This window comes from Vibrio frigidus, from assembly GCF_042465995.1.
GTDB lineage: Bacteria > Pseudomonadota > Gammaproteobacteria > Enterobacterales > Vibrionaceae > Vibrio.
This window is the reverse complement of the sequence record NZ_JBCDMC010000013.1, coordinates 1-17,486: the sequence shown is the minus strand read 5'-3', so window position 1 is coordinate 17,486 and position 17,486 is coordinate 1. Positions and strand designations below refer to the sequence as shown.

Annotated in this window: 14 protein-coding genes and 4 tRNA genes; 6 read left to right on the top strand and 12 right to left on the bottom strand. The window is 41.6% G+C overall.

The features are described from left to right. Positions 1-22: 22 nt before the first annotated feature. The 6 genes from hflX to tsaE all read right to left on the bottom strand — a co-directional run bounded on the left by hflX (position 23) and on the right by tsaE (position 6,927). Positions 23-1,330 carry a ribosome rescue GTPase HflX gene (gene hflX / locus AACW90_RS19195; RefSeq protein WP_390237732.1) on the bottom strand — a complete coding sequence of 436 codons (1,308 nt, stop codon included), beginning with the start codon at positions 1,328-1,330 and terminating at the stop codon, positions 23-25. Between the two features lie 35 nt (positions 1,331-1,365). Beyond that, positions 1,366-1,632, bottom strand: a complete 267-nt coding sequence (hfq, locus tag AACW90_RS19190) for an RNA chaperone Hfq (RefSeq protein WP_195706508.1) — start codon at positions 1,630-1,632, stop codon at positions 1,366-1,368. 168 nt (positions 1,633-1,800) lie between these two features. Next, on the bottom strand, positions 1,801-2,733 hold the full coding sequence (gene miaA / locus AACW90_RS19185; protein ID WP_390237730.1) for a tRNA (adenosine(37)-N6)-dimethylallyltransferase MiaA: 933 nt from the start codon (positions 2,731-2,733) through the stop codon (positions 1,801-1,803). 74 nt (positions 2,734-2,807) lie between these two features. Beyond that, positions 2,808-4,748 (bottom strand): DNA mismatch repair endonuclease MutL, encoded by a 1,941-nt coding sequence (gene mutL / locus AACW90_RS19180; RefSeq protein ID WP_390237726.1) that lies wholly within the window; start codon positions 4,746-4,748, stop codon positions 2,808-2,810. Next, positions 4,745-6,412 carry a LysM peptidoglycan-binding domain-containing protein gene (locus tag AACW90_RS19175; RefSeq protein WP_390237955.1) on the bottom strand — a complete coding sequence of 556 codons (1,668 nt, stop codon included), beginning with the start codon at positions 6,410-6,412 and terminating at the stop codon, positions 4,745-4,747. The genes mutL and AACW90_RS19175 overlap by 4 nt, the downstream gene beginning before the upstream one ends. Before the next feature lie 50 nt (positions 6,413-6,462). Then, positions 6,463-6,927: a tRNA (adenosine(37)-N6)-threonylcarbamoyltransferase complex ATPase subunit type 1 TsaE gene (tsaE, locus tag AACW90_RS19170; protein WP_390237723.1), complete on the bottom strand. Its 465-nt coding sequence runs from the start codon at positions 6,925-6,927 to the stop codon at positions 6,463-6,465. Between the two features lie 326 nt (positions 6,928-7,253). On the opposite strand from tsaE, the gene queG reads away from it, so the two are divergent. After that, positions 7,254-8,396 (top strand): tRNA epoxyqueuosine(34) reductase QueG, encoded by a 1,143-nt coding sequence (gene queG / locus AACW90_RS19165; RefSeq protein WP_390237721.1) that lies wholly within the window; start codon positions 7,254-7,256, stop codon positions 8,394-8,396. A gap of 518 nt (positions 8,397-8,914) precedes the next feature. Here the strand turns inward: queG and AACW90_RS19160 are convergent. From AACW90_RS19160 to orn, 5 genes are all read right to left on the bottom strand, one after another. Then, a tRNA-Met gene (locus AACW90_RS19160) sits at positions 8,915-8,991 on the bottom strand. A 102-nt stretch (positions 8,992-9,093) separates the two neighbouring features. Next, positions 9,094-9,169: transfer RNA gene (locus AACW90_RS19155), tRNA-Gly, on the bottom strand. Positions 9,170-9,204: 35 nt separating this feature from the next. Further along, a tRNA-Met gene (locus AACW90_RS19150) sits at positions 9,205-9,281 on the bottom strand. Positions 9,282-9,351: 70 nt separating this feature from the next. Beyond that, positions 9,352-9,427: transfer RNA gene (locus AACW90_RS19145), tRNA-Gly, on the bottom strand. A gap of 241 nt (positions 9,428-9,668) precedes the next feature. Next, positions 9,669-10,214, bottom strand: coding sequence for an oligoribonuclease (gene orn, locus AACW90_RS19140; RefSeq protein ID WP_390237718.1), 546 nt, complete (start codon positions 10,212-10,214; stop codon positions 9,669-9,671). An 86-nt stretch (positions 10,215-10,300) separates the two neighbouring features. Here orn and rsgA point away from each other — a divergent pair, with 86 nt between their 5' ends. The 4 genes from rsgA to AACW90_RS19120 all read left to right on the top strand — a co-directional run bounded on the left by rsgA (position 10,301) and on the right by AACW90_RS19120 (position 15,202). Then, on the top strand, positions 10,301-11,353 hold the full coding sequence (gene rsgA, locus AACW90_RS19135) for a small ribosomal subunit biogenesis GTPase RsgA (RefSeq protein ID WP_390237715.1): 1,053 nt from the start codon (positions 10,301-10,303) through the stop codon (positions 11,351-11,353). Between the two features lie 134 nt (positions 11,354-11,487). Then, complete coding sequence (gene asd, locus AACW90_RS19130) at positions 11,488-12,354, top strand: archaetidylserine decarboxylase (protein WP_390237713.1); 867 nt, start codon at positions 11,488-11,490, stop codon at positions 12,352-12,354. Between the two features lie 308 nt (positions 12,355-12,662). Further along, the gene (locus AACW90_RS19125; RefSeq protein ID WP_390237711.1) at positions 12,663-14,081 is read left to right on the top strand and encodes an SLC13 family permease; all 1,419 of its coding nucleotides are present in this window, start codon (positions 12,663-12,665) and stop codon (positions 14,079-14,081) included. Between the two features lie 233 nt (positions 14,082-14,314). Then, positions 14,315-15,202, top strand: coding sequence for a DMT family transporter (locus AACW90_RS19120; protein WP_390237709.1), 888 nt, complete (start codon positions 14,315-14,317; stop codon positions 15,200-15,202). A 46-nt stretch (positions 15,203-15,248) separates the two neighbouring features. Here the strand turns inward: AACW90_RS19120 and epmA are convergent, their stop codons facing one another. Beyond that, positions 15,249-16,223, bottom strand: a complete 975-nt coding sequence (epmA, locus tag AACW90_RS19115) for an elongation factor P--(R)-beta-lysine ligase (protein WP_390237707.1) — start codon at positions 16,221-16,223, stop codon at positions 15,249-15,251. A gap of 290 nt (positions 16,224-16,513) precedes the next feature. Between epmA and AACW90_RS19110 the strand changes: the two genes are divergently transcribed. Further along, positions 16,514-17,486: FAD-binding protein (locus AACW90_RS19110; RefSeq protein WP_390237704.1), on the top strand; the 973-nt coding region annotated here is incomplete at its 3' end.

Below are 17,486 nucleotides of genomic sequence, written 5' to 3'. Positions count from 1 at the left end.
AAAGCTCCATCATGATATGACGTTATACTGTAGCAGCCCTGTGGTGAACGATAAAGTCACCCAAAACTGCCCCTTCTCTTTTTTCAAGTCTAGACCAATCTACCTGTTGCATTCGGATATCGATCAATAAGTTACCATCTGTTTCATATTCTTCGCTCAGAATGCTCTTCATTGCAAAGAATGTACTACGAAGTCGACCTTGGTGCTGCGGCGGAACTCGCAATCGATATTGAACCATTTGGCTTGCCAAGCGCTCTGTTAGCGCTTCAAATAAGAGATCGATTCCCTTACCTTCCATTGCTGAAACCCAAACCCTTTGAGGGGTGCCTTCCTCATCTCGCTCTATGCGGGGGTTCTGACCTTCAAGATTATCAATTTTATTCATGACAATTAGAGTTGGTACTTCATCAGCATCAATCTCTTCTAATACTACATCAACCGCGTGGATATTTTCACGAAATCGGTCATCACTAGCATCAACAACATGTAACAAAATGTCAGCTTCTTGCGTTTCTTGCAATGTTGCTTTGAAGGCTGCAACTAGATCATGGGGGAGATGTCGGATAAAACCAACCGTATCCGCTAAAATAGCTGGCCCAACATCCATTAAATCGATTTTACGAAGCGTTGGGTCTAAGGTAGCAAACAATTGATCTGCTGCGTAGACGCCCGCGTTAGTAATTCGGTTAAATAATGTCGACTTTCCCGCATTGGTATAGCCTACAAGTGAGATTGTAGGTATTTCTGCTCGATTTCTTGCACGCCTACCTTGTTCACGTTGTTTAGAGACTTTCGCTAAGCGACGTAATATCGCTTTGATTCTGTCACGTAATAAACGCCGATCCGTTTCTAACTGTGTTTCTCCTGGGCCTCTTAAACCTATACCACCTTTTTGTCTCTCTAGGTGAGTCCACCCGCGGATAAGGCGAGTAGAAAGATGGCGAAGCTGTGCGAGCTCCACTTGCATTTTACCTTCATGAGTACGAGCTCGTTGGGCAAAAATATCGAGTATAAGACCTGTACGGTCTATTACTCGACACTGGCATAGAAGTTCAAGATTTCTTTCTTGGCCAGGAGAGAGCGCGTGATTAAAAATCACGATTTCAGCCCCAGTTAATTGGACTGCTTGCGCAATCTCTTCGGCTTTACCCTCTCCAACATAGTATTTAGAGTGCGGAGCTTGTCTACTACCAGTAATAACTTGTAGTGTATTAACTCCGGCTGAAGAAGCGAGCAATTCACACTCACTAAGATCTTCCCACTCACCTTCTTGCGTGAAGTTGATATGAACAAGGATAGCCTGTTCACCGGCTTCATAACGGTCAAACAAGCAATAAATCCCTTACTATTAAGTGTTTATAATTATTAATCGTCTGATTTCTCTTCTGGGCGGTCGCCTTGTGGACGATCTGTATTTGTATGATGAGTCACTGCGCGTGCTGGGACGACAGTAGAAATAGCATGCTTATAAACCATTTGGTTTACAGTATTTTTCAAAAGAATCACAAATTGATCAAAAGATTCGATCTGACCTTGAAGTTTGATACCGTTCACTAAATAAATTGAAACAGGCACACGTTCGCGACGTAGCGCGTTTAAGAATGGGTCTTGTAAAGATTGCCCCTTAGCCATTTTTATTTTCCTTATTTGATTGTTGTAATTATTTAGCTATTGGTGCTGTTTTTGCCTTTGAGCTAAATGAATCCAATAGGCCTTACCATCTTTTACTTATGCCCTTTAAGCTATAGCTCAATAAGATAAGACTTTCACGCAAAAACGATCACATTATACACAGCATTTTTAGTTTGAGGTTATTTCGTTAGAGATAATCTCAAATGCCTCATTTATGTTCTCGCTATCTAACCAAGTTAAATTATCCCAGCTGCGTAACCAGGTAATCTGCCGCTTGGCCAATTGACGAGTAGCACAGACTCCACGAAAAATCGCTTCCTCCAAACTGCTATTCCCGTCTAAATAATCCCACATCTGTCGATAGCCAACGCATCTAATGGATGGCAAATTGACATGAAGATCTTTTCGAGCATAGAGTGCTTTCATCTCTTCTTCAAACCCGGCTTCGATCATTTTTTCAAATCTAAGCTCAATACGACGATGTAGTTCCGTTCGTTCTTTAGGAGATATTGCAAACTGCTTAACATTATATGGGAGAGGCTCCCCTTTTATCTGCGTCAGTTCAGTTAAAGTTTTACCTGAAATTCGATAAACTTCCAATGCCCTTGATAGTCTTTGAGGGTCATTTGGGTGGATTCTCTGTGCCGATACGGGATCAAGATCTCGTAATTGCTGATGAAGGGTATCCCAACCTAACGTTAAGGCTTCCTCTTCGATTTGCTTACGAATATCTTGATCCGCCGCAGGGAGAGGAGAAAGCCCTTCTAATAGAGCCTTATAATAGAGCATAGTTCCCCCTACAAGCAGAGGAATTTTACCTTCAGAAACAATATCACTCATTTTCTGCAAGGCATCTCGTCTGAAATCCGCAGCAGAATACGCCTCTATTGGATCGAGAATATCGATCAATCGATGTGGGGCGAGTGCTAACTCACGAGCGTCCGGTTTAGCCGTACCAATATTCATACCTTTATAGATAAGAGCAGAATCAACGCTAATAATTTCAACCGGAAATTTCTGCCTTAATTTTATCGCCAATTCTGTTTTACCAGATGCGGTTGGCCCCATCAAGAATAGAGCTAAAGGTAATTCATTATTCATTTTCAAAATATGTTCATCAGTGAGTGCGAGTTATAGATCCGTTTCAAATAGCGAAACTTTGTAATTGTTAACAATTAGCTTTTAACAAACATCGAAATAGTGTCCTTAAAATTAACCGTTTGGACGAAAGTTGAGTCATGTAGAGGTAATATTCCGTCCCATAACTGTTCTAATTCGGACAACAGTTGTATACCTTCAGATAAAGTGTAGCTACTTTTAACCAGAGTAATCTGATCCGCGAGCCAATTCGCAACGTCAGTAGTGGGTGAAGCACTCTCCATCAAGGTTAAGAAAGATAACAGTTCTGGTATGACTTTTTGTAAATTTTGTTGTCGTAGAGGTTGAGGGACTGTCATAACCAATATGCTCGAACTGTTTTTCTCTTTAAGTTGTATCGCAAACGAATCTAACAGGTCTTGATACTTTTTATACGTTGCTAAGTCTTGCTTGGTCATCTTTATTGACAACGGAACCAACAATGGCTGCGGAGTCAAAAAATGCTTGTCTGTTTGTAGCTGTCCAAGTATCCGATACCATTCGGCCTTCATAAGCGAGATCAATACTTCACCGATATCTGATTGCGTGAGTAAAAACTGTTGTCCTACAATCGAAAACGCCTTACCTATAGAGCTCACTTGCGTTTCATTTGGCACTGAGATGACTTGTGGGTCAACCAAGGCCCGTTTTATTGGTTCTATATGTGGCGTAGCCAATAAATCATTGTAATTTTTTAACTCTCGCTTTGACGGTTTCGCCTCCTGCTTGTGATTCTCTGACCGCGAACGATCAGATTTAACACGTGCCGCTTTTAAAGGCTCAGGCCAGTTTGTATTGGAATGCTCTTGAGAGGCGAGACTATCTCTTTCTTTAGTTCTATCTAATTCAACACTAGCTGCATAGTCTGGTCTTCCCGGGTATGCCGGAACATTATTAACCGCTTCCATCACCTGATTCTGAGTGTTATCAACCGGCTCGGTATGATATGCCGATTCTAACGTCTTGGGCTCATCAACACGAAAGCTTTGCGACAACGAATCTGCTAACGCCTGATAAATAAAATCATGCACCAAACGCCCCTGATGAAAACGAACCTCATGCTTAGCCGGATGGACGTTAACATCGACTTGGTGAGGGTCAATTTCAATAAAAAGCACATAGCTGGCAAACTGTTCTGGGCGCAGGCTGCTTGCATAGCTTTGGCGGATAGCATGATTAATCAATTTATCGCGCATCATTCGCCCATTAACATAACAGTACTGAAGATCGCTTTGTTGCCTTGCGCCTTCAGGTGAGGTAATCCAACCATGCAAACGCAAACCATTATGTTCTAGCTCAATGTTCAACATATGACGAACAAAATTCGAACCACATACTGCTGCAATTCTTTTTTGAGTTTGAACACTATTTTTTGCGGTACGGTATTGGCGTGCTAATTTACCGTTATGTTTTAAATTGATAGTGACATCAAATCGACTTAACGCGATACGTTTAAGAAGCTCGTCAATATGTGTAAATTCAGTTTTATCCGTTCGCAAAAATTTACGACGCGCAGGTGTATTAAAAAATAAGTCTAAAACCTCTACCGTAGAGCCAATAGGATGCGCCGTTGGTTGAAGTTTTACCTCCATGTCACGACCTTCACTATAAGCAGACCATGCTTGCTCTTGAGTTGCCGTTCGAGAAGTCAACGTTAATCGTGATACGGCGCTGATACTTGCTAAGGCTTCACCACGAAACCCTAGGCTCATTATCGCTTCGAGGTCATCAAGAGTATGTATTTTTGATGTAGCGTGACGGCTAAGCGCCAACGCCAATTCATCTTTAACAATACCTTTGCCATTATCACGAACACGAATTAACTTACTGCCACCTTTTTCGATATCGATATCGATTCGAGTCGCGCCAGAGTCTAGGCTATTTTCTACTAGCTCTTTTACGACTGAAGCCGGTCTTTCAACCACTTCTCCTGCCGCGATTTGGTTTGCCAGACGGGCTGGCAGAATTTTTATCGTCATTTATTTGGAATTAACAATATTTGTCCAACCGCTAAGGTATCTGAGCGTAACTTATTCGTTTTTCTTATGCTGTCGATCGTGACACCATACTTTTTAGCTATCTTACTCAAAAACTCGCCCCGCTTCACTTTGTGTTTCCTAACTGGTAGATCTTTTAGCTTGACCGTAATCTTTAGTTTTTGCCCAACCCACAGGGTTTCACGCTTCAAACTATTTTGTTGTTTGAGACTCGCAACTGACACTTTGTATTTACTGGCAATCTTACCCAAGTAGTCTCCAGGTTTTACGGTATGAGTGATCTCTTCTGTTTCTACAGGGTTGTTCGCTTTAGCGATGGCTATCGGTTTACTATTTCCCGGTATTATCAGCACTTGCCCTATCTTTAACCCTGAACTCTTCAAGTTATTCGCTTTCATTATCGCTTGTGTAGAGGAGCCATATTGTTTAGCAATGGCTGAAAGTGAGTTACCTTTGACTACTCTGTGTTTTTTAGCCGTTTTACGTTGAGCAAACAACGTCCCTTCTGGTGGATTTTGTTCAAAATACTGAACTATCGATTTAGATAGCGCTCTAGCCAACTTGTCTTGATGGCTTCTTTGGAACAATAGTTTCTCTTCAGTTGGATTCGAAATAAAACCAGTTTCAACCAAGACAGAGGGTATATCCGGTGATTTTAGAACCGCTAAGCTCGCATGAACAGGTTCTTTCTTGTGCAAACGAGTAACTTTACCCATCTCTTTGAGTATATTCGTTGCAACTTTATAGCCTTCTTTTTGAGAATGACTAAATTGCAGATCAAGCAATGTTTGACTGACATTTTTATCGGTATTGGTTTTTGCCAATACTTCACCTGCCCCACCGAGTAATTCTGACTGTTCTTCATGCTTCTCTACCCATCTCGAAATTTCGGTATTGGCTCTGCGAGTATTGAGCACAAACACAGAACCACCTCTCGGTTTAGCGGATCGAAAACTATCGGCGTGTATAGAAACGAGTAAATGTGCTTTGCTGCTTCTAGCAATATCAGAACGTTTATTAAGATTAACAAAGTAGTCTCCCTTTCGAGTCATTACCGCCTTAACTCCAGGAACACTATTGAGTTGCTCTGCTATCTTTCTAGAAATACTCAATGTCGCATGTTTTTCGTATTTTCTAGTGGGGCCAATAGAACCGGGGTCTTCACCACCATGCCCAGCATCTATCGCGACGATAATGTCTGCATTTCCAGCCAATTGGGACGCATCTTTACTGACTGCTGTTGCAGAGGCGTTGCTTACTGGTTGATTCGGATTTGAACTAGATTTTGACGAATGCGGCAAATCAACAACAAGTCGATGACCATATTGTCCACCAGGTGTGGGCTTGAGTTTGAATAGATTTGGGGTGACTTTTGCTTTTAATTCAAAGACCAATCGATACGTGCCTTTAGACGGCGCAGTGCTGCTTCTAATTTTCGCGAGTATCTTACTGTCTTTAACTAAGACAGGTAGCTTAGCGGTAAGATTCGTATTTTTTAAATCTACCACCACTCTATATGGGCTCGATAGCGTAAAATAACTGAAATCCACTTCGGATTTTAGATCGACGACGACTCGGGTTTCATCTGGCGAAGGCCAAACACGCACGCTTTCCAGTTCATTAGAAAACGCATTAGATGTCACCATTAATAGCAAACTGGTGATGAACACATAAACGGCTCTTATTTGCTTACAGATCAAGACAACTCCAAACGATTAAGCAACATATTTCCATAGTCATTATTTGCTATCAGAAGCGCAATTCTTTGCTCTCCTAGATAACGTAATTCAATGTCCAAATCTGCTTTGGGCAATAAACCTTCACCTTTTTCAGGCCACTCAACCAAACAGATGGCGTCTGGCGTGAAATAATCTCTAATTCCCATAAATTCCAATTCTTCTGGATCCGATAAGCGGTATAGGTCAAAGTGATAAACCTGCCAATCCTTTAATTGATAAGGTTCGACCAACGTATAGGTAGGACTTTTTACATGACCTTGATGCCCAAGCGCTTTAACAAAACCACGACTGAATGTCGTTTTACCCGCACCTAAATCACCATGTAAATAAATAGTGGTCTGCTTTGAACATAATTGTGCGAGCTCGCTTCCCATTTCGATGGTAGCTTGTTCGTCTATTAAATTAAATTTTTTTGTATTCATATTACACATTAAGCCACTAGTGATGATGGTAGTATTTTATCCTAATGAACGCCATTCCCAGCCTAGTTAGGAATAGTTTTTCAACTATTTATAAATCAAAAGTCACTATATATAAATCAAAAGTCACTGTATATAAATCAAAATTCAACTATATAAAAATCAAAAGGTTCAGAATAGTAAATCGTGTTTAATTTGAGAGACAAAACCTGAAAGGAAAAAATTGTAAGCTTCGCTATATTTACTCACCTTTACCTTAACCCACTTGAATAGCTCTATCACGCTAATTCAGGTAAAATTACTAATCTTTCATCTATCTAACTATTCTTATGAACTACCTAGCTTTAGCAGAAAAAATCAAACAGTGGGGCAAAGAGCTTGGTTTTCAACAAACTGGTATTTGTGATGTTGACCTATCTCAGCATGAAGAGGCAATGCTTAATTGGTTAAAGGCAGGATATCATGGAGAGATGGAATGGATGTCACGCCACGGCACAATGCGTTCTCGCCCAGACGAACTTCTTCCGGGAACAGTCCGAGTCATCAGTGTTCGCATGGATTATCTTCCTCCAGAAGCTCAGTTTGCTAGTAACCTTAATAATCCTACTCAAGGGTACATTAGCCGGTATTCTTTAGGGCGCGACTATCACAAGTTGGTAAGAAACAAGTTAAATCAATTAGGTAAGATGATAGAAATTGAAGTTGGCACCATGGGGTACCGCCCCTTTGTCGACTCCGCACCAATATTAGAACGACCTCTAGCCGAAAAAGCAGGCATTGGTTGGACAGGAAAGCATTCCCTCATTATTAATCGCACTGCGGGTTCGTGGTTTTTCTTAGGTGAACTTCTTGTCGATATCCCTCTACCTGTCGATGATGTCGTCGAAAATGAATGTGGTAAGTGTAATGCGTGTATTACTTCCTGTCCGACTCAAGCCATTATTGAGGATGGCGTTGTGGACGCTAGAAAATGTATCTCATATCTCACTATCGAATATGACGGTGTTATTCCTACAGAATATCGAAAGGCCATAGGTAATCGCATCTATGGCTGTGATGATTGTCAGCTTGTCTGTCCATGGAACCGTTTTTCAGATCTAACGCAACAACAAGATTTTCATCGTCGAACCTATTTTGCGTCACCAGATTTATTAACGCTGTTCTCTTGGAACGAAAAAGAGTTCCTCAAAAATATGGAAGGTTCTGCTATACGCCGAATTGGGCACACTCAATGGTTGCGTAATATTTCTATCGCCTTAGGCAACGCCCCATACTCCCAAGACATTGTTTGGGCATTGGAAGACAAACTGGGACTCACATCGACACTGGATGAGCATGTGAACTGGGCGATAGAAGAACAGATGAAACACGTACCAAATGGGAATACGAATAGTGAGCACATATCAACCCTGTCCAATAAAACAAAACGCCTGATTAGGGTAGTACAAAAAGGATTGCCCAGAGATGCGTAGCCTAAGAGGCTTGATTGATATCGTTCGCAAAGCTGAGAATGTGGAAAAAACCTTTTGTCACCCCTCAAAACATTTCGATTAAAAAAGTTAAACACAAATCAAAGAAATGACGAGGATCAATAAACAACAAGTTAATGATCCTTTCTATTTTTACCCTGACCTCGTAAAACTCACTAATAATCCTTATAAAACATTATGTTGCATAAAAATTGAAAGATATGCAACTCTGTATCACAGATAGAGGATCTTGCGGAGTATTTGCTTTTTTTTAGTCGATCTGACTTTTACTCACTAGGTTATCCACAGAAAAAAATAAGTGGATAAGTCTGTTGATTATTTTTCTTAAATGATAGGAAGCGTCCATTCCGCTTGAGTTTAAGCGGTGGAAAAGCTAGCAGTATAAAACTAGTGAGATACATTTTCATGGGGGAGTAATGCTTCACAGCATTAGGAAAAAGAGCGTTTGAAATAAACTATTTAATAACAGCTCGAAGGTTATGAGAATAACACTTTCAAATTGGTTGCGGGGGCTGGATTTGAACCAACGACCTTCGGGTTATGAGCCCGACGAGCTACCAAACTGCTCCACCCCGCGTCCGTATACTTCTTACTTATAAAACTAATCACTCAGCGAAATAAGCATCACCGTTAAGTACCGTGAGAACTTTTTATCTATTTTTAACAACAAATAACAATTTGGAGCGACACATCGGGTTCGAACCGATGACCTCAACCTTGGCAAGGTTGCGCTCTACCAACTGAGCTAGTGTCGCAATGATATCCTGAAAATATTCAAGTTATCTGAAATTGGTTGCGGGGGCTGGATTTGAACCAACGACCTTCGGGTTATGAGCCCGACGAGCTACCAAACTGCTCCACCCCGCGTCCGTATACTTATAAACTAAGCATCACCGTTAAGTACCGTGAGAACTAATTACCTGAGACTGAAAGATTTTGGAGCGACACATCGGGTTCGAACCGATGACCTCAACCTTGGCAAGGTTGCGCTCTACCAACTGAGCTAGTGTCGCATTCTGTACGTCTTTCGTCGTTCAGGGCTGCGAATTATAAGAGCATTTTTTTGTGATGCAAGTCCTTATTACAAAAATAATTCATTTTCTTGCTGTTTGATGAAAAATGAGCCAATAAAAGCAGAAATGCATCAATATTCACGATATGCAAATTATAAATTCATAAATTGCAACGTAAAAAACAGCTTAACGACACCATTTTTGTATTAAAAATTGGGGTCGTTAAAACAATCTCATTTTGTTAGATAGAGAAAATCGTCGTTCTGTAATATTTTAGTTCCGCAATAGATTCTTTAATATCATCTAACGCTAAATGACTTCCGGTTTTCTCAAAACCATCCAACACTTCTGGTTTCCAACGACGAGTCAGCTCTTTCAATGTACTCACATCGACATAACGATAGTGGAAATACTCTTCGAGTAAAGGCATGTGTTTGTACAGAAAACGTCGATCTTGCCCAATACTATTTCCACAAATAGGCGACTTACCTTTCGGCACCCATTCTTCTAAGAAGGTAATGGTTTGCTTTATTGCCTCACTTTCATCAATGTCGCTCGCTTTTACACGAGTAACCAATCCGCTATTAGTGTGTGTATTTGTGCACCAATCGTCCATTTTCTCTAATTCTTGATCCGATTGATGGATTGCAAGAACAGGACCCTGAGCAAGAATGTTTAACTCGCTATCAGTAACAATTGTCGCTATTTCAATGATCTTGTGTTGCTCCGGGTCTAAACCCGTCATCTCAAGATCGACCCAAATTAAGTTTTGATCGCTGAATGACATAGATGAATTGCCTATTTTGCTTGTAAAAGAGGTATCATACTCGTCCAACAGATAGTGATAAAGCCTAGAATGAGCGAAAGGTAAACGTGACTAAGAAGAATAAGCTAACCAAAGGTCAGGTTCGACGTGTTCGTTCCAACCAAAGCAAAAGACTAAAGCAAGAAAAAACCATCCACTGGGATGAGGAGATGTTAGGTACTACGAAAGTAGGCTTGGTCATCACTCGCTTTGGCCAACATGCTGATATTGAAGACCTAGAAACAAAAGAAATTCATCGCTGTAATTTGCGTCGAGGAATTGAAAGCTTAGTTTCTGGTGACAAGGTTATCTGGCGCGCTGGGCTTGAATCTATGGCTGGCATTTCAGGTGTAGTAGAAGCGGTCGAGCCAAGAGTGTCTGTTTTAACTCGGCCAGATTACTATGACGGCCTAAAGCCAGTCGCCGCTAACGTTGATCAGATGGTTATTGTATCTTCTGTTTTACCTGAGTTGTCTCTCAATATTATTGACCGATATTTGATCGCTTCTGAGACACTAAAAATATCGCCTTTAATCGTACTGAACAAGATTGATCTTCTAAACGAAGAACAGATTAAAGAGTATGCAATTCAACTACAAACCTACGAAAAAATCGGCTACAAAGTACTCTTTGTCAGTAAAGAAACTGGCTATGGTATCGACGTTTTTGAGGCCGAATTGCGAAATAGAATTAACGTTTTCGTCGGTCAATCAGGGGTTGGGAAATCCAGCTTAGTCAACGCTCTAATGCCAGAGGTTGATATAGAAGAAGGCGCGGTCTCTACTAACTCAGGATTAGGTCAGCACACGACGACAGCTGCACGCTTGTACCATATATCAACAGGTGGTGACCTTATTGATTCACCTGGCATTAGAGAGTTTGGATTATGGCACCTCGAAGCAGATGAAGTTACCCAAGCTTTTGTTGAATTTAAGTCTCGTTTAGGTGAATGTAAATTTAGAGATTGCAAACACCTTGATGATCCCGGCTGCATGCTCAAAAAAGCGGTAGAAACAGGCGAAATAAGTCGTGAACGATTTAACAGCTATCACCGAATAATTGACAGCATGGGTGAAAACAAAGCCAACCGTCAGTACTCTCGAAACAAAAAAGCAGATTAATAAGTATTGTCTATACTCTGCACGTTACGTTTTAGATACAAATACCATGGCACGATGTGACATCGCAGAAATACTGACAATTTCTCATAAATTAAGTAACATCTGCGTCTAAACAATGAGTTTTTAAATTAGATATGACTTTATCAGACAACATTAAAATTTGGTTTCAATTGTGGGCACCAAAACACGCGATCACTCGTGTAGTAGGTAAATTAGCATCGGCCAAATTAGGTCGTGTCACGACCGCAGTGATCACCATGTTTATTAAACAATACAAAATAAATATGGATGAAGCGCTGCATTCCGATCCCGCATACTTTAAAACATTCAATGATTTCTTTGTACGTGAACTTAAAAAAGACGCGCGTATGTTGAATAATGATACACAGGTCATAACGCATCCAGCAGATGCTTGTGTCAGTCAGTTCGGTCCTATCGAAAATGGCCAGATAATCCAAGCTAAATCCCATGATTTTTCAGCACTAGAACTCCTAGGTGGAGATACAACACTGTATGATGAATTTGAAGATGGTAGCTTTGCGACTCTTTATCTTTCTCCTAGCGATTATCACCGTGTTCATATGCCATGCGACGGCGTACTGCGCAAAATGATCTATGTACCGGGTGACTTATATTCCGTAAACCCATTAACCGCTGAAAACATCCCAAACTTATTTGCACGTAATGAACGGGTTGTCTGTATTTTTGACACCAAGTTCGGCCCGTTAGCACAAGTATTAGTAGGGGCCACGATTGTTGGTAGCATTGAACTCATTTGGGCCGGAACGGTAACTCCACCACGAGGTAACACTGTATATTGCTGGGATTACCCAGCAAATGGCAATACCTCAGTCTTTCTGAAGAAAGGAGATGAAATGGGTCGATTTAAACTTGGTTCTACTGTAATCAACTTATTCAGCAAAGATGCTATCGACTTTGACGCTAGCATGGGCAACGGTGTTTCAACGAAGTTAGGTACGGCATACGCCAACATCAAATAGATGCAAAACCACCTGAATGTCGGGTTACGAGCAATAATGTAACCTGACATCTACTTCATTATTAATACCGACGGTACCCCGTGACAAAACCTGAATAAAATTCGTCTTATAATTTGACTAAAAACACATCCCTTACAAAAAATCTATTTTCATTTTCAAAACACCAAGCTGATCTTAGTAACAAAAAACCGCTTACTTTATGCTAGGTTGCAGACACTTTTAACTTTCTGCCTTAGGCTACGTCGCGAAATAGAAATATGAGAATGCAAACTTAGCTGCTGGGTCACACTTATGGGGTTGTATGTAAGATGAAGAAAAAATTTGATACCGGGATTTTGATCAAGCTACTCATTTGCTTTGCCATACCTTCGCTTGTTCTCATGCTGCCAATAGATTCGATTCCGATAGATAACCTTACCCTTATTCAACATCGGTTACTTGCCATATTCCTTCTAGCCGCTCTACTTTGGGTGCTGGAACCTGTACCTGTATTTGCAACCTCTATCTTAATCATCGCCCTAGAACTGATCATGATTTCAAATAAAGGTTTACATCTATTTCGAACCCCACCTGAAGGCCATGAGCTAGGAGAGTTGATGAAATACACCGATATTTTCAGTGCTTTTTCATCGCCAATCATCATCCTTTTTATGGGTGGATTCGCACTAGCGATTGCGGCCTCCAAATACGAGCTTGATAACAACCTAGCGCGTGTTTTATTAAAACCATTTGGAACAGAACCACGCTTCATCATGCTTGGTTTAATGCTTATTACGGCTGTTTTTTCCATGTTTATGTCCAACACAGCAACAACCGTAATGATGCTCGCATTGCTTGGTCCTATCGTTGCATCAGCACCTAAAGGGGACTTAGGCATTAAAGCCCTCGTTCTATGTGTACCGATTGCTGCCAATACAGGTGGTATCGCGACACCTATCGGCACCCCACCAAACGCCATAGCGCTTCAGTACCTCACTGGAGAGAACAGTATTGATTTCTTGTCCTGGATGATGATGGGCTTACCGTTTGTCGTTATCCAGTTAACACTGGCTTGGTTCTTATTACAGAAGTTTTTTCCTTCATCGCAAAAAACAATGGTTCTCAAATTAGATGGTACGTTTAAAAAAAGTTGGCGAGCTATTGTCGTTTACATCACCTTTGCCGCAACAATATTACTCTGGATGACCACCAAGCTTCACGGCATGAATACGTACGTGGTATCTATTATTCCTTTAGCCGTATTTACGCTAACAGGCATCATGGGTAAACAAGAGCTTAAACAGATTAACTGGGATGTACTGTGGTTAGTCGCAGGGGGTATCGCTATTGGTATTGGCTTAGATAAGACGGGTCTTGCCGTGGCACTTGCTCATGCTATTGACTATAGCGCGTTGTCTCCCTTTGCTGTTGTTATCACGCTTTCTCTTGTCTGTTGGCTCATGGCTAACTTTATGTCCAATACCGCAACAGCTAACCTGCTTATGCCTATCGCAGCGGCTATCGGTGCCTCTATGGAGAGCTTATCTGCAATAGGCGGAATACAAGGACTGCTCGTCGTCGTCGCGTTCTCTGCGTCACTCGGTATGATACTGCCAGTTTCTACCCCACCTAACTCGCTTGCTTATTCCACAGGACTTATTGAAAGTAAGGATATGGCAAAAATGGGGATTATTATGGGGGTAGTTGGGCTGCTTATTGTTTATGTCGCCGTACTCATTATGACTTAAAGTATTTTAGTCTCATAGTGGTCAACAGACAAAGTCAGTAGCGAACATCTACTGGCTTTGTCTATTTTATCTGCTGTATTGTAAAGAATGGTTAATGTCTAATTACGCTGATAATCCATTTTGCGCTTAAACACATTTTCCTTAAAATTAAAGTTATTACTCACTCAGATCTAGTTGTGGCGTGATTTTTACGGCATAGTTGGTTCCATTCAATGTAATGCTTAGAAATCACTATGTCATATGAGTGGCTAGCCCTAGCTGCAGCTTTTTTGTGGGCAATCTCCAGCATAATCTCTGTCGTCCCAGCCCGCCACTTGGGTGCGTTTTCTTATAGTCGATGGCGTATGGGTTGTACGGCCATCATTTTGACCATTATGGCTTCCTTTACCGGTGGCTGGTTCACAGTAACGTCAGTTCATATTACCCCCATGGTTTTGTCTGGATTGATTGGTATTTTTATCGGAGATACCGCACTGTTTGCCTGTATGAACAGAATGGGACCAAGGCAAGCCGGGCTATTGTTCGCCTGTCACGCCGTATTCTCTTCCATTCTCGGCTATTTTCTTTTCAGTGAAACGATGAGCACCATTGAGTTTGTAGGGGCAAGTTTGGTTTTCGCCGGCGTTCTTATCGCTATATTCTTTGGTAAGAAAAAACAAGGTCAACACGACTGGGAAGCGATTAAGGGCAATGTATGGATTGGTGTTTCTCTTGGCTTACTCGCGGCTATTTGTCAGGCTCTTGGTGGCATCATTGCCAAGCCCGTTATGCAAACCGCCATTGATCCTGTTGCTGCGTCCGCCATCCGAATGATCGCTGCATTTTTAGCCCATGCATTATTTAGAGCGACAGGATCAAAAATAGCGAGGTCAACTAAACCAATAACGGTAAGGGTATTAGGCGTGACTTTTATCAGCGGCTTCTTAGCGATGGCGATTGGAATGACGCTCATTCTTTATGCGTTAAGAGACGGCAATGTTGGAATGGTCGCCTTACTCTCTTCGACGACCCCGATTATGATTCTACCCATCTTATGGTTCTATCTAAGACAGAGACCAAATCGATTCGCATGGTTAGGTGCCATTTTGGCCGTTGTAGGCACCGGAATATTAGTAAGTTAGTCATGAGATTATTGAATGATGCGCTTTCACAATCTTATATCTATCATCAGGCTCTTGGAAAAGAAAACGCGGTTACTTCATCAATATGTTCCTTTCCCTGAGCAAGCATCACTAGCCTATCAATACCCAATGCAACACCAGCACAAGCTGGCAAACCTGCCTTTAACGCATCAATGAGATGATAATCAATAGGCTGCATTTCTAAACCTTGTTCTCTACGCTTTTGATTATCCTCAATGAACCTAGAAAGTTGCTCTTGTGGGTCGTCCAATTCATGAAAACCATTGGCTAATTCAACACCTTTAAAGTAAACCTCAAATCGGTCAGCTACCCTAGGATCACTTGGATTGATTTTGGCCAAAGCAGCTTGAGTAGCAGGAAAATCATAAACAAATACGGGACTTTGCAAACCAATTTTAGATTCAATACCTAAGCTAAACAACAACTGCAACAAGGTATCTCTGTTTTGTTCAGGGCCCGCAATATCACCTAAACCCAATGTGACTGCTACCTCTTTTAGTTCCTGCATAGAGGCTTCAAGCGGACACACCTCTAATGTACTCAAAAACGCTTGTTGATAAGTAATCCGAACCGATTTACCAGTAATCAATACAAGCTGTAATAACTCGTCCATTTCATCCATCAAATCGTGATGATCAAACCCTATTCGATACCATTCCAACATGGTGAATTCCGGATTATGATAGCGTCCATTTTCCTCATTTCGAAAAGACTTACAAATCTGATAAATAGAGCCACTACCCGCCGCTAATAACCTTTTCATATGAAATTCTGGACTCGTCATTAGATATAATGCTTTTCCATCTGCATAACCAGGACCAATAAAGTCTGTTTTAAAGGTATGTAAGTGACGATCCGTCACGGTCGCATGGCTGATTGCTGGCGTTTCCACTTCAAGTACGTCCCTATTGACAAAGAACTGTCGAATATCAGCAATCAATTTCGCTCTTAATTTGAGCGAATCGATACTCGCGCTAGGTTGCCAGCTCTCTTTATTCATATTTCTAAGTCCGTGTAAGTGATTGGTATGTATTCAAAGCTAAATGACACACGTTGAAAGTTAAATTCATAAAACGCATCTCAGTGATGAACATCACACATTCAATAAATGCCAAGTTTGCTGTCATATTTCTACGATAAAAAACCGCCAATATCAATTTATTCCTGACATCGCTCCCGTAAACTAGTTTCAGGTCAAAAAAATAATTTAAAACTAAATACGCATCGCATACGATGATGGGCTTACGTTCATCTCTATTACTTTGCAAATACACACACTGGAGGATAACTGTGCAAATAATTACCACAGATATCGCAGTGATCGGCGCCGGTGGCGCTGGTCTTCGAACTGCAATCGCAGCGGCTGAAGCAAATCCTGAGCTAGAAGTAGCCCTGATTTCTAAAGTCTACCCAATGCGTTCACATACTGTCGCCGCTGAAGGCGGCTCTGCCGCCGTCATCAAAGATGAAGATTCACTCGATAACCACTTCAACGATACTGTTGGTGGGGGTGATTGGTTATGTGAACAAAATGTCGTTGAATATTTTGTTGAAAATGCAACGAGAGAAATGATCCAAATGGAGCAATGGGGTTGTCCATGGAGCCGTAAAGAAAACGGTGAAGTGAACGTCCGTCGCTTTGGGGGAATGAAAGTAGAACGCACATGGTTTGCCGCCGATAAAACCGGCTTCCATATGCTGCATACGCTTTTTCAAACCTCTATCAAGTACAATCAAATCAAGCGCTTTGATGAGTACTTCGTGGTTGACCTACTGGTTGAAAACGACGAGATTCAAGGCTTGGTTGCGATTCACATGTCCGAAGGTGAGCTTGTTACGATTAAAGCGAAGTCTGTTGTACTGGCGACAGGTGGTGCGGGACGAGTTTATAACACCAACACCAACGGTGGCATTGTTACCGGCGACGGTATGGCACTGGCGTATCGCCACGGTGTGCCTTTGCGTGATATGGAATTTGTTCAGTATCACCCAACGGGCCTTCCTGGTACGGGTATATTGATGACCGAAGGGTGTCGTGGCGAAGGCGGCATCATCGTCAACAAAAATGGCTACCGTTATCTGCAAGATTACGGCATGGGACCAGAAACCCCGGTTGGAGAGCCGAAAAACAAATATATGGAACTGGGTCCTCGAGACAAAGTTTCTCAAGCGTTTTGGCACGAGCAGCAAAAAGGTAACACCATCGACCATCCCCTTGGCGATGTGGTGCATCTAGACCTGAGACACTTAGGTGAAGAGTACC